At 67.8% G+C, this 15,671-nt stretch carries 5 protein-coding genes; 4 read left to right on the plus strand and 1 reads right to left on the minus strand.

Annotation, left to right across the window (positions count from 1 at the left end):
* The first annotated feature begins 5 nt into the window (after nt 1-5).
* The 3 genes from RRX38_RS24915 to RRX38_RS01080 all read left to right on the plus strand — a co-directional run bounded on the left by RRX38_RS24915 (nt 6) and on the right by RRX38_RS01080 (nt 13,362).
* Nucleotides 6-10,127, plus strand: coding sequence for an amino acid adenylation domain-containing protein (locus tag RRX38_RS24915; RefSeq protein ID WP_410524855.1), 10,122 nt, complete (start codon nt 6-8; stop codon nt 10,125-10,127).
* A gap of 86 nt (nt 10,128-10,213) precedes the next feature.
* Nucleotides 10,214-11,362, plus strand: a complete 1,149-nt coding sequence (gene macA, locus RRX38_RS01075) for a macrolide transporter subunit MacA (RefSeq protein ID WP_315961142.1) — start codon at nt 10,214-10,216, stop codon at nt 11,360-11,362.
* Between the two features lie 2 nt (nt 11,363-11,364).
* Nucleotides 11,365-13,362 carry a MacB family efflux pump subunit gene (locus tag RRX38_RS01080; protein ID WP_315961143.1) on the plus strand — a complete coding sequence of 666 codons (1,998 nt, stop codon included), beginning with the start codon at nt 11,365-11,367 and terminating at the stop codon, nt 13,360-13,362.
* 24 nt (nt 13,363-13,386) lie between these two features.
* Here RRX38_RS01080 and RRX38_RS01085 read toward each other — a convergent pair whose 3' ends face one another.
* Nucleotides 13,387-14,034: a helix-turn-helix transcriptional regulator gene (locus RRX38_RS01085; RefSeq protein ID WP_315961144.1), complete on the minus strand. Its 648-nt coding sequence runs from the start codon at nt 14,032-14,034 to the stop codon at nt 13,387-13,389.
* A 741-nt stretch (nt 14,035-14,775) separates the two neighbouring features.
* On the opposite strand from RRX38_RS01085, the gene RRX38_RS01090 reads away from it, so the two are divergent.
* Nucleotides 14,776-15,666: a LysR substrate-binding domain-containing protein gene (locus RRX38_RS01090; protein WP_315961145.1), complete on the plus strand. Its 891-nt coding sequence runs from the start codon at nt 14,776-14,778 to the stop codon at nt 15,664-15,666.
* The last annotated feature ends 5 nt before the right edge of the window (nt 15,667-15,671 follow it).

Genomic DNA, 15,671 nt, shown 5'->3' on the forward strand with positions numbered 1-15,671 from the left:
CAGCGTTGCAGTGCGCTGCCGGCGGGCACGCCGTTGTTCAGCACCCTGCTGAACTTCCGCCACAGCAGCGCGGCGCCGACCCGAGTGCCGCCTGGCAGGGCATCGAGGTCTTGCAGGCCGAAGAGCACAGCAACTACCCGCTGACCATGAGCATCGACGATCAGGGCGATGAGTTTCTGCTCACCGCCCGTACCCAGGGCGGCCTGGATGCGCAGCGTATCTGCGCCTACCTGCAGCAGGCCCTGGGCGAACTGGTCAGGGCGCTGGAGCTGCATCCGCAGCAGGGCCTGGCCGGGGCGATCTTGCCAGCCTTGGAGCGCGAGCGTCAGCTGAACACCTTCAACGACACGCGCCGCGATTACCCGCGCGAGCAGGCGCTGCACCAGCTGTTCGAACAGCGCGCCGCGCTGCATCCACAGGCCGTGGCACTGGTGCATGGCCGCCGCTCGCTGAGCTATGCGCAGCTCAACGCACGGGCCAATGCCCTGGCGCATCATCTGCGCGGGCAGGGCATCCGGCCGGGCGATCACGTCGGCATTCTGCTGCCGCGTTCGGCCGAACTGGTGATTGCCCAGCTGGCCATCGGCAAGTGCGCGGCCACTTACGTGCCGCTGGACGTCAACGCGCCCAGCGAGCGGCACAGCTACATGCTCGAAGACTGCGCCGCGGTGTGCCTGCTGACCCAGCGCGGGCTGCCGGTGGCGGCATCGATCAGGCGTATCGACCTGGATGCGCTGGCCCTTGACGACCAAGCCGTGCACAACCTCGACCTGCCGCATGCAGCGGACTCGGCGGCCTATGTGATGTACACCTCAGGCTCCACCGGGCTGCCCAAGGGGGTTCGGGTCGGACACCGTGGCATCCTGCGCCTGGTGCTGAACAACGGTTACGCCGAGTTCAGCGACCGCGACTGCTTCGCCCTGGCCTCCAACCCTGCCTTCGATGCCGCGACCCTGGAAGTGTGGGGCGCGCTGCTCAATGGCGCGCAACTGTCGGTCATCGACCACGCGACCCTGGTCGACCCGCAGCGCTTCGCTACCGCGTTGCGCCAGGGCGAGGTCAGCGTGCTGTTCCTCACCACGGCGCTGTTCAACCAGTACGCGCAGCTGCTGCCGCAGGCGCTGGCCGGCCTGCGCGTGTTGTTCTCCGGTGGCGAGCGCGCCAACCCGGCGACCTTCCGCGCCTTCCTGGACCACGCGCCGAACACCCGGCTGTTCAACGCCTACGGCCCGACCGAGACCACCACCTTCGCCACCGTGCATGAGGTGCGGGCGGTCGAGGCCGGAGTGGAGGCCCTGCCGATTGGCCGGCCGATCGCCAACACCCGTGTCTATGTGCTGGATGCGCGCCAGCGCCTGGCGCCATTGGGTGTGGTGGGCGAGCTGTACATCGGCGGCGATGGCGTGGCCCTGGGGTATCTGAACCGCGCCGACCTGAGCGCCGAGAAGTTTCTCGCCGACCCGTTCAGCGACCAGTCGGGGGCGGTGATGTACCGCACCGGTGACCTCGGGCGCTGGCTGGAAGACGGCCTGCTGGAATGCCTGGGGCGCAACGACGACCAGGTCAAGATCCGTGGCTTCCGTATCGAACTGGGCGAGATCGCCAATGCCCTCCAGCTGTTGCCGGGCGTGCGCGATGCCGTGGTCCTGGCCCGTGAGGATGAGCCGGGGCAGGTGCGCCTGGTGGCCTACTTCACTGCGGTCGAGGGCGGCGAAACCCAGACGGCGCAACAGATGCGCGCACAGTTGCAGACCTGCCTGCCGGACTACATGGTGCCGTCGGCCTTTGTCGAGCTGAAGACCCTGCCGCTGACCGCCAATGGCAAGCTCGACCAGCGGGCGCTGCCCAAGCCCGACCATTCGAGCCTGGTGGGGCTGACCTACGAAGCGCCGCAAGGGCAGATGGAAAACGCCTTGGCAGCGATCTGGGCCGAGGTGCTGCAGGTCGAACGGGTCGGGCGCCACGATCACTTCTTCGACCTGGGCGGGCACTCCCTGCTGGCCATGCGCATGGTCTCTCAGGTGCGTCAGCAACTGGGCGTGGAGCTGCCGCTGGGTGAGCTGTTCGCCCTGGGCGAACTGGCTGCGGTGGCGGCGGCGCTGGCGAAGCAGCAGGCTGTCGCGGTCGAGGCCATCCGTGCGGTGCCGCGCGGCGACGCCGCGGCGTTGTCGTTCGCCCAGCAGCGCCTGTGGTTCCTGACCCAGATGGAAGGCGGCAACCAGGCCTACAACATTCCCCTGGCCCTGGATCTGCGTGGGCCACTGGACCTGAACGCGTTGCAACGCAGCCTGGCGCGGATCGTCGAGCGTCATGAAACCCTGCGCAGCCGCTTTGTCGCCAACGACCAGGGCGCCGAGGTGGTGTTCGTTGGCGGGGCGCTGCAAATGTCGCGGGAAGACCTGCGCGAGCGGCCGCAGGCGCTGCACGAGCGGCTGGCGCAGCTGGCCGTCGAACCCTTCGACCTGAGCGCCGAGCCGGCCCTGCGTGCCTGCCTGTTGTGCCTGGACGAAGACCGCCACGTGCTGGCGCTGACCCTGCACCACATCGTCGCCGACGGCTGGTCGATGGGCGTGCTGACCCGCGAACTGCTGGCCCTGTACTCGGCGCTGCGCCACGGCCAGGCCGACCCGCTGCCCGCGCTGGCGATCCAGTACGCTGACTTCGCCGCCTGGCAACAGGGCTGGCTGAGCGGCGAACGCCTAGAGCGCCAGAGCGCTTACTGGCGCCAGACCTTGCAGGGCGCGCCGACCTTGCTGAGCCTGCCCACCGACCGGCCACGGCCGGCGCAGCAGGACTTCGCCGGCGCCAGCCTGGCGCTGCGCCTGGACGCCGGGCTGACCGCCGGTCTGCGGGCTTTGGCGCAACGCCAGGGGGTTACGCTGTACATGACGCTTATGGCCGCCTGGGCCGCCTTGCTGGCGCGCTTGTCCGGTCAGGCCGAGGTGGTGGTCGGCAGCCCGATTGCCGGGCGCAATCGCGCCGAGCTGGAGCCGCTGATCGGCCTGTTCGTCAACACCCTGGCGATTCGTCTCGACCTGTCGGCGGCGCCCACCGGCGAGGCCCTGCTGGCGCAGGTGCGTGAGCAGGTGCTGGCGGCGCAGGATCATCAGGACCTGCCGTTCGAGCAGGTGGTCGAGAGCGTGGCCCCGGCGCGCAGCCTGGCGCATTCGCCGTTGTTCCAGACCACCCTCAACTGGCTGGCGGGCGAAACCACGCTGCCGGCCCTGGATGGCCTGGCGCTGTCGGTGGTGGAGCAGAGCAGCCAGGTGGCCAAGTTCGACCTGTCGTTGAACCTGGGTGAATGCGGCGAGGTGCTGGTCGGCACCCTGGACTACGCCACGGCGCTGTTCGATGAGGCCAGCGTGCGCCGTTATGGCCGGTATTTCGAGACCTTGCTGCAGGCGCTGGTCAGCGACGAGCTGGGCGTCATCGCAGCTGTGCCGCTGGTGAGCGGGGATGAGCGTGACACCTTGCTGACGACCTTCAACGCCAGCGCCATCGCATTCGCGCCGGCGCAGACCCTGCACGGGCGGATCGAGGCCCAGGCGCTCGAACGTCCGAGTGCCATCGCCGCCCAAGTGGGCGATGTACGCCTCAGCTACGCCGAACTCAACGCCCGCGCCAACGGCCTGGCCCATCACCTGATCGAACGGGGCGTGCGCCCCGACACGCGGGTGGCGGTGCTCGCCCGCCGTGGCCTGGACACCCTGGTGGGGCTGCTGGCGGTGCTCAAGGCCGGTGCCGGCTATGTGCCGGTTGACCCGGCGCACCCGGACGAACGCATCGCTTACCTATTGTGCGACAGCGCCCCGGTGGTGGTGCTCAGCCAGCAGGATCTGCTGGAGCGTGTACCGGCGCTGAGCGCCCCGTTGCTGCTGCTCGATCAGCCGAGCTGGAGCGCCCGCGAAGACAACCCGCAGGTGCCGGGCCTCAACGCCCGCCACCTGGCCTACGTGATCTACACCTCCGGTTCCACCGGCCAGCCCAAGGGGGTAATGGTCGAGCACCAGAGCCTCAACAACCTGGTGGACTGGCATTGCCAGGCCTTCGACCTGAGCGCGGGCAGCCACACCGCCAGCGTGGCGGGGTTCGGCTTCGACGCCATGGCCTGGGAAGTGTGGCCGGCGCTGTGTGCCGGGGCGACCCTGCACCTGCCACCGGCGCACATCGGCAACGAACAGCTGGATGCCTTGCTCGACTGGTGGCAGGCGCAACCGCTGCAGGTGGCTTTCCTGCCCACGCCGGTGGCCGAGTATGCGTTCAGCCGCGAGCTGAAGCATCCGACGCTGCGCACCCTGCTGATCGGCGGCGACCGCCTGCGGCAGTTCCCGCGTGACCCCGGCTTTGCGGTGGTGAACAACTACGGGCCGACCGAAACCACGGTGGTGGCCAGCTCCGGACGGCTGTGGCCGGAAGGCCGCCTGGACATCGGCAAACCTATCGCCAACACCCGCCTGTACCTGCTCGACGAGCACCGGCAACTGGTGCCCCGTGGCGTGGCCGGTGAGTTGTACATCGGTGGCGAGGGCGTGGCACGCGGTTACCTGAACCGAGCCGACCTGACCGCCGAGCGCTTCTTGGATGATCCGTTCGTGGCCGAGCCGGGCGCGCGGATGTACCGCAGCGGCGACCTGGCGCGCTGGAACGCCGACGGCACCCTGGAGTACCTGGGGCGCAACGACGACCAGGTGAAGATCCGTGGCATGCGCATCGAGCTGGGCGAGATCGACAGCCAGCTGGCACAAGTGCCCGGCGTCGAAGAGGCGCTGGTGCTGGCCCGCGAAGACGTGCCCGGCCAGCCGCGCCTGGTGGCCTATTTCAGCGGGCCGCAGGCGTTGTCGGCCAGCGACCTGCGCAGCGCCTTGCTGGCGCGGCTGCCGGGCTACATGGTGCCGAGTGCCTTCGTGCACCTGGCCGCCTGGCCGTTGACCGCCAATGGCAAGGTCGACCGCCGTGCGCTGCCGGCACCGGACCGCGAAGCCTTGCCGGAGCGGGCCTTCGAAGCGCCGCAGGGCGAGCTGGAAAGCACCCTGGCGGCGATCTGGTGCGAGCTGCTGCAGGTCGAGCGGGTGGGGCGGCATGACCATTTCTTCGAACTAGGCGGCCACTCGATGCTGGCAGTGACCCTCATCGCTCGTCTGCGCGCCCTGGGTCTGCAAGCCAATGTGCGGGTGCTGTTCGCTCAGCCAACCCTGGCGGCGCTGGCGGCCAGCATCGATGCCGACGCCGTGCACGCCGAGCTGCCGGAAAACCGCATCCCTGCCGGTTGCCAGCGCATCACCCCCGAGATGCTGACCCTGGTGAAGCTGGAGCAGCCGGCCATCGAGCGCATCGTCGCGGCGGTGCCCGGCGGCGCCGCCAACGTGCAGGACATCTACCCGTTGGGGCCATTGCAGGCCGGCATTTTCTACCACTACCTGTCGCGCCCGGACGACGATCCGTATCGCCTGCAGGCGCGCTTCGCCTTCGCTGACCGCTCGCGCCTGCAAGCCTTCTGCCAGGCGCTGCGCCAGGTCGTCGCGCGCCACGACGCGTTGCGCACCGCGCTGTTCTGGGACGGGCTGGAGGCCCCGGTGCAGGTGGTCTGGCGGCATGCCGAACTGATGCTGCACGAGGTGCCCCTGGCCAGGCTCGACGACCTCGCGCCACTGGCCCTGGAGCGCGCGCCGTTGCTGGGCCTGGCCTACGCGCAGGACCCGCACGACCAGCGAGTCCTGGCGGTGCTGTCGTTCCATCACCTGATCATGGACCACCTCGGTCTGGAACTGCTGGGCCAGGAATTGCAGGCGCTGCTGCTCGATCAGGGGGCTGCGCTGCGTGAGCCGGTGCCGTATCGCAACTACATCGCCCAGACCCTTGCCGGGCCGGGGCAGGCCGCCCACGAAGCGTTCTTCCGTGAGCAACTGGGCGACATCGACGAGCCGACCCTGCCGTACGGGCCGACCGCGCTGCACAGCAGCCGGGCGCCGGGCGAGTCCCGTCAGCGCCTGGATACCGCGCTGTGTACACGCATCCGCGAGCAGGTACGGGCGATGGGGGTGAGCCCGGCGAGCCTGCTGCACCTGGCCTGGGCGCAGGTGCTGGGGCAGTTGTCCGGGCGTGACCGGGTGGTGTTCGGCACCGTGTTGCTGGGCCGCCTGCAAGGGGGCGAGGGCGTGGAGCGCACCCTGGGGGTGTTCATCAACACCCTGCCGTTGCGTATCGACCTGGCCGGGCAGTCGGTGCAGCAAGCCCTGTTGCAGACCCATCGGCGCCTCATCGGCCTGCTGGCCCACGAGCATGCGCCGCTGGCCCTGGCTCAGCGCGCCAGTGCCTTGCCGGCGGGTGCGCCGCTGTTCAGCGCCTTGCTCAACTACCGGCATAGCCGCCGCCAGGAGGGCACCGGCGAAGCCTGGCAGGGCATCGAGCTGCTGCAGGCCAGCGAGCGCAGCAGTTACCCGCTGACCCTCAGCGTCGATGATCTGGGCGAGGCGTTCGAAGTGACCGCCCTGACGGCCAAGGGCATCGACGCGCAGCGCGTGTGCGGTTACCTGGTGTGTGCCGTGCAGCAGCTGCTGCAGGCCCTGGAGCAGGCGCCAGCGACGGCGCTGCAGGACTGCAGCGTCTTGCCGCCCGCCGAGCGCCAGGAACTGCTGGAAGACTTCAATGCGCCGCGCGCCATGCCGGGCAACCCTTGGCCGGTGCATCAGCACATCGAACGTCGGGCGTTCGAATCCCCTGGCGCCATCGCCGCCCAGGTGGGTGATGCACGACTCAGCTACGCCGAACTCAACGCCCGCGCCAATGGCCTGGCCCATCATTTGATCGAACGGGGCGTGCGCCCCGACACGCGAGTGGCGGTGCTCGCCCGCCGTGGCCTGGACACCCTGGTGGGGCTGCTGGCGGTGCTCAAGGCCGGTGCCGGCTATGTGCCGGTGGACCCGGCACACCCGGACGAGCGCATCGCTTACCTATTGAGCGACAGCGAACCGGTGGTGGTGCTCAGCCAGCAGGACCTGCTCGAACGCGTGCCAAACCTGAGTGTTCCGCTGGTGCTGCTCGATCAGCCGAACTGGAGCGCCCGCGAAGACAACCCGCAGGTGCTGGGCCTGAATGCGCGCCACCTGGCCTACGTGATCTACACCTCCGGTTCCACCGGCCAGCCCAAGGGCGTGATGGTCGAGCACCAGAGCCTCAACAACCTGGTGGACTGGCATTGCCAGGCCTTCGCGCTGAGCGCGGGCAGCCACACCGCCAGCGTGGCCGGTTTCGGCTTCGACGCCATGGCCTGGGAAGTGTGGCCGGCGCTGTGCGCCGGGGCGACCCTGCACCTGCCACCGGCGCACATTGGCAATGAACAGCTGGACGCCTTGCTCGACTGGTGGCAGGCGCAACCGCTGCAGGTGGCCTTCCTGCCCACGCCGGTGGCCGAGTACGCCTTCAGCCGCGAGCTGAAGCATCCGACGCTGCGCACCCTGCTGATCGGCGGCGACCGCCTGCGGCAGTTCCCGCGTGACCCCGGCTTTGCGGTGGTGAACAACTACGGGCCGACCGAAACCACGGTGGTGGCCAGCTCCGGGGCGATGCAGCCCGGTGGCGTGCTGCACATCGGCAAGCCGGTCTCGCATGCCCGCCTGTATGTGCTCGATGCCCGCCAGCAACCGGTGCCGGTCGGCGTGCCCGGCGAGTTGTACATCGGTGGCGAGGGCGTGGCACGCGGTTACCTGAACCGAGCCGACCTGACCGCCGAGCGCTTCTTGGATGACCCGTTCGTGGCCGAGCCGGGGGCGCGGATGTACCGCAGCGGCGACCTGGTGCGCTGGCTGGATGACGGCACGCTGGATTACCTGGGGCGCAACGACGATCAGGTGAAGATTCGCGGTGTGCGTATCGAACTGGGCGAGATCGAGCAGCACCTGGTGCAGTGCCCCGGCATCGGCGAGGCGGTGCTGGTCACCCGGCAACTGGACGACGCGTCCGTGCGCCTGGTCGCCTACTTCACCCGTCGCGATCCGGCGCTGGACGGCCCGGCGATTCGCAGCCACTTGCTGGAGCGCCTGCCGGAGTACATGGTGCCGGCGTTCTACGTGGGCCTGGACGCCTTGCCGCTGACCGCCAACGGCAAGGTCGACCGCCGTGCGCTGCCTGAGCTGGCCGCGCACGAGGCGGACGGTGCCGCCGCCGAGCCACCACGCACGGCGCTGGAGCAGCGCCTGGCCGAGCTCTGGATGCAGGTCCTGCAGGTGGGCGCGGTAGGGCGCCGCGACAACTTCTTCGAACTGGGGGGGCACTCGCTGTCGGCCATCCGGCTGGTCAGCCTGATGCAGGACGAGGGGCTGCCGGTGACCCTGGCCGAGCTGTTCCAGCGGCCGGACATCGCTGCCCTGGCCGAATGGCTGGAACAGCGTCCAGCGACGGCGTTGCAGCCTGTGATCGAAGTGCGCAAAGGCGGCGACGAGCCGGCGCTGTTCCTGTTCCACGACTTCACCGGCCTGGACGCCTACTTTCCAGTGCTGGGCCAGCACCTGCCCGGTGATTTCCCGATCTACGGCCTGCCGGGCATTGCCCTCGGCGAGCCGCAGCTGCGCACCATGGAGTGCCTGGCCGCACGGATGATCGGGCACCTGCGCAGCGTGCAGCCGCACGGGCCTTATCGACTGGCCGGCTGGTCATTCGGCGGGGTGCTGGCCTACGAGGTCGCCACGCAGTTGTCGGGCATGGACGAGACGGTGAGCTTCGTCGGCCTGATCGACAGCTACACGCCGCGCCTTACCGACCAAGGCAAGGCGCGCTGGCAGGGGCCCGATGCCCTGCAGCGGCACCTGCTCGCGCATTGCCAGAGCCATTGGCAGGCCCAGGGTGAGGCGGGGCATGCCGCCGTGCAGCAGTTGGCGAGCTGGCAGGCCCGGGCGATCCTGCCGGGCTTCGACGAGCTGCTGCAGGCGTGTCGCGACGCCGGGTGGCTCTACGAGGAACTGGCCCAGGCCAGCGACCGCACCCTGCGCCACTACCTGGAGCGCGAAGTCGCCCACGGCCATGCCCTGGCCCATTACCAGCTGCAACCGCTGGGCCTGCCCGTGCACCTGTTCTGCGCCGAGGAGCGCGGCCAGGCCCCGGCGCAGGCGAGTGCCGACAACGGCTGGGAAACGGTGCTGCCGGCGCCGTACCTGCGGCGCCTGAGCGTGCCGGGGGACCACATGAGCCTGATGCGTGCGCCCCAGGTCGAAGTGCTGGGCCAGGTATTGGGCAAGGCACTGCGCAACGTGCCGCCCGAGCCACCGGCGCCAGCGGCGCACGCCGCGCTGCTGGCGATCCAGAGCGGCCAGGCCGAGCGGACGCCGTTGTTCTGTGTGCCGGGCGCCGGCGACAGCGTGACCAGCTTCATCGGCCTGGCCGAGGCGCTGGGCAGCGCCTGGCCGATCTATGGCCTGCAGCATCGCGGCCTGGACGGGCGCAGCCTGCCGCACAGCCGCGTGGAGGCGGCGGCGCGCAGTTTCCTGGCGGTGCTGGAAGCGCAGTATCCGCAGGGGCCGCTGCACCTGGTCGGGCATTCGTTCGGCGGCTGGGTGGCGCATGCCATGGCGGCGATGCTCGAAGCCAAGGGCCGCGAGGTGTGCTCACTGACCCTGATCGACAGCGAGGCGCCCAATGGCGAGGCGCTGTGTGGCAAGGCCTACACCGGCACGGCGGTGCTAGAGCGGCTGGTCGAGGCGCTCGAACTGTCCGGTGGGCGATCCCTAGGCCTCGACGCGCAGGCCTTCGCCGGTCAGGACGACAGCACGCAGATGCGCCTGCTGGAAGAGGCCATGGTCCGCGGCGGTCTGTTGCCGCCACGGCTGGCGGCCCAGGCGCTGCAAGGCATCGTGCGGACCTTCGGCAGCGCCCTGCGCAGCGAATATCGACCGCAGCCTGGGACCTACAGCGGGCCGGCGCATCTGGTGCTGGTGGCCGACGCCGGTCTCGACGAGCTGGAGAACCGTCTGGCGCAGGCGAGCATGGCGGCGGCCTGGAGGCAGGTGTTGCCGGGGCTGAAGCTGTGGCATGGCCCGGGTGACCATTTCAGCATCCTCAAGGCGCCGGACGTCTACAGCCTGGCGGCCTGGTGGTACGAGGCGCAGGCCAGCGGCGTCGAGGAGACCCTGTCATGAGCGGCTGACACCAGGCTGGAGCGTTATCGAGAAACTGACGCCCCCTTACCGAGCCGGGCGGCGTCGTCACAGGGCTGTGAAACACCATGAGCAAAACGAAAATGCGCCGTATCGGCTGGGCAGGGGCCCTGGTGGTCGCGGTGGCGGTGGCGCTGTACGCCATCAGTGCACCCGCCAAGCCACCGACCTACATCAGCACCGAAGTGCAGCGCGGCGACATCGAAGACGCGGTATTGGCCACCGGGACGCTGGAGGGGATCCGGCAGGTCGATGTGGGGGCCCAGGTGTCCGGGCAGTTGATGTCGCTCAAGGTGAAACTGGGCGACAAGGTGAAGAAGGGCCAGTGGCTGGCGCAGATCGACCCACTGGTGCTGCGCAACACCCTGCGCCAGGCCGAGGTCGACGAAGAACAGCTGCAGGCCGAGCGACGTTCGACCCTGGCGCAGATGAAACAGGCCCGGCGCCTGTATGAGCGCTATCGGCAACTGCATGCCGACCAGGCGGTGTCGAGCCAGGACTTCGAAAAGGCCGAGTCCGACTACGAGGTGCTCCAGGCCAGCCTGGGATCGCTGGACGCGAAGATCAAGAGTGCCCAGGTGCAGATCGACACGGCCAAGGTGAACCTCGGTTATGCGCGCATCGTCGCGCCCATCGACGGTGACGTGGTGGGCATCGTGACCCAGGAAGGCCAGACGGTCATCGCCCAGCAGATGGTGCCGGTGCTGCTCAAGCTGGCCAACCTCGACACCATGACCATCAAGGCCCAGGTCTCGGAAGCCGATGTGATTCATATCAGCCAGGGCCAGCCGGTGTACTTCACCATCCTCGGCGAAGACAAGCGCTACTACGCCACCCTGCGCGGCACCGAGCCGGCGCCCCAGGACTACCTGGAAACCGAAGACAGCACCTCGGCGCGGCAGAATGCGGCGGTGTTCTACAACGCGCTGTTCGACGTGCCCAACCCCGACCAGCGGCTGCGTATCGGCATGACCGCCCAGGTGCGCATCGTGCTCGACACCTCCAGCGACGTGCTCAACGTGCCGGTCGCGGCGCTCGGTGCGCGCAACGGCGACGGCACGCACAACGTGCGCGTGCTGGATGCGCAAGGCTTCGCGCAGACACGCCAGGTGAGCGTCGGCATCAACAACAAGGTTCAGGTGGAGATCCGCGACGGGCTCAAGGCAGGCGAGCGCGTGGTGATCGCTGACCCGCAAGCGATGGCGGCGGGGAGCTGAGCATGAACCAGAAGGTTGACCTGCAGGGGCTGGATGACCACCCCCTGGACACCGGCCAGGCGTTGCTGCGGCTGCGCAACGTGAGTCGCAGCTTCATGGCCGGCGACCGTGAGTTCCACGCCCTGCGCGGCATCGACCTGGACATTCACGCCGGGGAACTGGTGGCGATCATCGGCTCTTCGGGCTCGGGCAAATCCACCCTGATGAACATCCTCGGTTGCCTGGACCACGCCAGTGCCGGCAGTTACCGGGTCAAAGGCCATGAAACCCGTACGCTGGACGACGACGCCCTGGCGGCGCTGCGTCGCGACCATTTCGGCTTCATCTTCCAGCGCTACCACCTGTTGCCGCACCTGGATGCCGTGCGCAACGTGGAGATTCCGGCGATCTACGCCGGCACTGCGCAGGCGGCGCGTCATCAGCGCGCCGAGGCGCTGCTGGCCCGGCTGGGCTTGCGTGGCCACCTGGAACACCGCCCGAGCCAGCTCTCGGGGGGGCAGCAGCAGCGGGTGAGTATCGCCAGGGCCCTGATGAACGGCGGCCAGGTGATCCTCGCCGACGAACCCACCGGCGCACTGGACAGCGCCAGTGGCCGTGAGGTGATGAGCATCCTGCGCGAGCTGCACGCTGCCGGGCACACGGTGGTGCTGGTCACCCACGACCCGAAGATCGCCGAGCATGCCGAGCGGGTGATCGAGGTCAGTGACGGGCAGATCGTCAGCGACCGGCGCAATGTTCCCGCCACGCCAACGCTGCCCAGGCCGGAGGTCGAGGCGGCGCCACGGCGCGGCTGGAGCGTCGGCCTGGGGCTGTTTCGTGAAGCCTTCGCCATGGCCTGGATTGCGCTGATCTCGCATCGCATGCGCACCTTGCTGACCATGCTGGGGATCATCATCGGCATCACTTCGGTGGTGTCGATCTCGGCCATCGGCGAAGGCGCCAAGCGCTACGTGCTCAAGGACATTCAGGCGATCGGCAGCAATACCATCGATATCTACGCCGGCAGCAACTTCGGCGACAGCCGGGCCAAGTCGATCGAAACCCTGCTACCGGCGGACGTCACCGCGCTCAACCAGCTGTATTACGTCGACAGCGCCACGCCGGTGGTGGGCCGCAGCATGCTGCTGCGTTATCGCAATCTGGACGTCGATGCCCAGCTCAATGGCGTCAGCAGTCGCTACTTCCAGGTGCGCAACCTGCAACTGGCCGCCGGGATCAGCTTCAGCGACGAAGATGCGCGGCGCCAGGCGCAGGTGGTGGTGCTCGACCACAACACCGCACAGCGCCTGTTCGGCGCGGATGTGAACCCGCTTGGCCAGGTGATCCTGGTCGGCCAGTTGCCGTGCACGGTGATCGGCGTCACCGCCGATCACAAGAACCTGTTCATCGCCGGCAACACGCTGAATTTCTGGATGCCCTACGAAACCGCTGCCGGGCGCGTGCTCGGCCAGCGGCACCTGGACAGCATCAGCGTACGGGTCAAGGACGGCATGCCCAGCAAGGCCGTGGAGGAACGCATCAACGCGCTGATGCTGCAGCGCCATGGCACCAAGGACTTCTTCACCAATAACCTCGACAGCGTGATGCAGACCGTCGACAAGACCAGCCGCTCGCTGACCCTGCTGCTGTCGTTGATCGCGGTGATCTCGCTGGTGGTCGGCGGCATCGGGGTGATGAACATCATGCTGGTGTCGGTGACCGAGCGGACCCGCGAGATTGGCATCCGTATGGCGGTGGGGGCACGGCAGTCGGACATTCGCCAGCAGTTTCTGGTGGAGGCGATCATGGTCTGCCTGATCGGCGGGGTGATCGGCATCGCGCTGTCCTACGCCATCGGCTATTTGTTCACCCTGGTGGTCAGCCAGTGGGAGATGGTGTTTTCACCGCTGTCGGTGGTCACCGCGTTCGCCTGCTCGACGCTGATCGGCGTGCTGTTCGGTTTCGTGCCGGCGCGCAATGCCGCCAGGCTCGACCCGATCAACGCCCTGGCCCGCGATTGAGATGCACGGCCAGGGCGTATGGCTTCAGTGGGTCGAGACCTGGCCTTCAGGGGCTTCGTACAGCCAGCGCATCAGCGCGTTGCGCCCGCTGATGCCCAGTTTGGCCGCAGCACGACGCAGGTAGCTGCCGACGGTGTGCGGCGTGAGCATCAGTTGCTCGGCCTGTTGGGGCACGGTGTGCCCGGCGAGCAGGCCCAGGCAGACCTGTTGCTCGCGCTCGGACAGCCTGATGCCGGTTTCGCGCAGGCGCTCCTGAAAGCGCACCTCGATAGTGCCCGAGCTGTCACCCAGGCCCTGGTGGACCTGCACGTGCCGGTCCAGCAGCGAGAACAGCAGGGGCGCCAGGTCATTCAGTTGGCCACGCTCCTGTTCGCTGAAGGCCTGGGCGGTGGCGCTGCGCAGCGCCACGATGCGGTGCTGGAAGTATTCCGAGGTGTCTTGCGAGCAGAGCCGCAAGGCTTCATCGCAGGGCGGCGCATCGCGTCTGGAGCTGATCAGCTCTTCGAACGGCGGGTGCGGCACCAGGGTCGAGCAGAGGCGCGCGACCGACTGCAGGTGAACGGCGTCCACGCGTAGTTGCGCGGCAATCAGGCCATGCAGGTCGTGGGTGAAATGCTGCGTGCCGATGCTGGCGATGGCTTTGCCTATTTGCGGCAGAAGGGTGTGAGGCATGTTGTTTCATCCATGAAATTGAGAACCAGTGGTTTTATTGTGGGGCGATTATGTGACTGGGTGGTCACGTTTTTTCAAGTCATTTTTTCGGTGAGGCGATATAAGGCGTTACTTCAGAATGGATCCGGGATTTCAGGACACGCTACAGCGAGTTGGATAATAGCCGTGCGCGTGTTACCGGATCATGTAGCCGGGCGGGGTAAACGCAGGCTTAGTTCATTTGGCCGTGGTGTCGCTCGATACTTTCGGCGCAGGCCGCTTTGGCTCCGGGTGACCGAGCACGCCTGCGAGCTGGCCTGAAAGCCGCGCCCCTCCTGCTTCGTGCACATGTGCTCAGGCGTTGCGCCGTCTGCTGGAGTGACGCGCTGTCATTTCTGGCGCGACGTTATTTCGACGAATTATCGCTGTAATTAAACGCAGGGTCGGTCTATTGACCCGTTGTTATGTGTGGGTATGTCGGTGGTGCTCATCCAAGTTATAGCGCGGTACCGGTTTCTGCGTTAGATCAGGCCGGGGAGGGGGATAAATGCCCGGTCGCGGGCAGGTTATTTGAGCTAAGTTGGGTAATTAGCTGATCTAAGTCTGTGGGCATCGGTATCTAATTGGGCACGCCATTCGTGCCTGCTTAGTTCGTCGGCTTCGTCAGCGGACACAGCGCCGGGAAAGCTGCCACGCGACGCCACGGGTACGACAGGCCGATGTGCTAGGGTGCGGGCCTGTCCAGGAGAAAGTTTTTCTACCATGTCTGCCACCTTGTCCACGTTACCCTCGCTCAATGCCCTGCGTACCTTCGAGGTGGCGGCGCGGCATCTGAACTTTCGCCTGGCTGCCGATGAGCTGGCAGTGACCCAGGCTGCCGTGGCCCAGCAGGTGCGGGGTCTGGAAGCCAGCCTGGGGATTCGCCTGTTCGAGCGCCTGCCGCGTGGGCTGGCCTTGACCAGTGCCGGGCGAGCCTACGCCGAGAGTATCGGCCGGGCCCTCGAGCTGATTGTCCAGGCCACCCAGGCGCTGCGCCCCGACCTCTTGCAACTGACCGTCAGTGTGCCGCCGAGCTTTGCCTCACGCTGGCTGATCCCGCGCCTGGCGCGTTTCACCGAAGCTCACCCGCACATTGACCTGCGAGTGCTGGCCACCGAGCAGTTGTCGCGTTTCCACACCGATGGCGTGGACGTGGCGGTGCGCTATGGGCGCCCGCCGTTCGGGCCGGGGCTGAACGTCGAACGGCTGCTGGAGCAGCGTATCGTCGTGGTGGGCAACCCGGCGCTGATCGAACGCTTGGGCTGCCCGCGCGAGGCTGCCGACCTGCAGCACTTCCTGTTGCTGCACGATGCCCACAACCTCTGGCCCCGCTACATGGAGCATGCGTTTGGCCGTTCGCAGCACGGCGGTTCGAAGAACCTGCGTTTCAACAGCACGTCGCTGGCCATCGAGGCGGCTCTTGCCGGGCAGGGCCTGGCACTGGTGAGCCGCGCGTTCGTGGCCGATGACCTGAGAGCCGGACGCTTGGTGGCCGTTCTCGACCACGAACTGCCGATGGACAAGGCGTTCTACCTGGTATGGCCGCGGCGGGGCGTGAGCGACGGTCCGCTGCATACCGTACTGGACTGGCTCAGAATCCAGGCCAGGCAGTAGAAAAA

It is taken from the genome of Pseudomonas sp. DTU_2021_1001937_2_SI_NGA_ILE_001 (genome assembly GCF_032463525.1).
GTDB lineage: Bacteria > Pseudomonadota > Gammaproteobacteria > Pseudomonadales > Pseudomonadaceae > Aquipseudomonas.

Bases quoted from the DNA above. Each gene is read 5' to 3' on its own strand.
- RRX38_RS01080 (WP_315961143.1), top strand. From the start codon at position 11,365: ATGAACCAGAAGGTTGACCTGCAGGGGCTGGATGACCACCCCCTGGAC.
- RRX38_RS01085 (WP_315961144.1), bottom strand. From the start codon at position 14,034: ATGCCTCACACCCTTCTGCCGCAAATAGGCAAAGCCATCGCCAGCATC.
- macA (WP_315961142.1), top strand. From the start codon at position 10,214: ATGAGCAAAACGAAAATGCGCCGTATCGGCTGGGCAGGGGCCCTGGTG.
- RRX38_RS01090 (WP_315961145.1), top strand. From the start codon at position 14,776: ATGTCTGCCACCTTGTCCACGTTACCCTCGCTCAATGCCCTGCGTACC.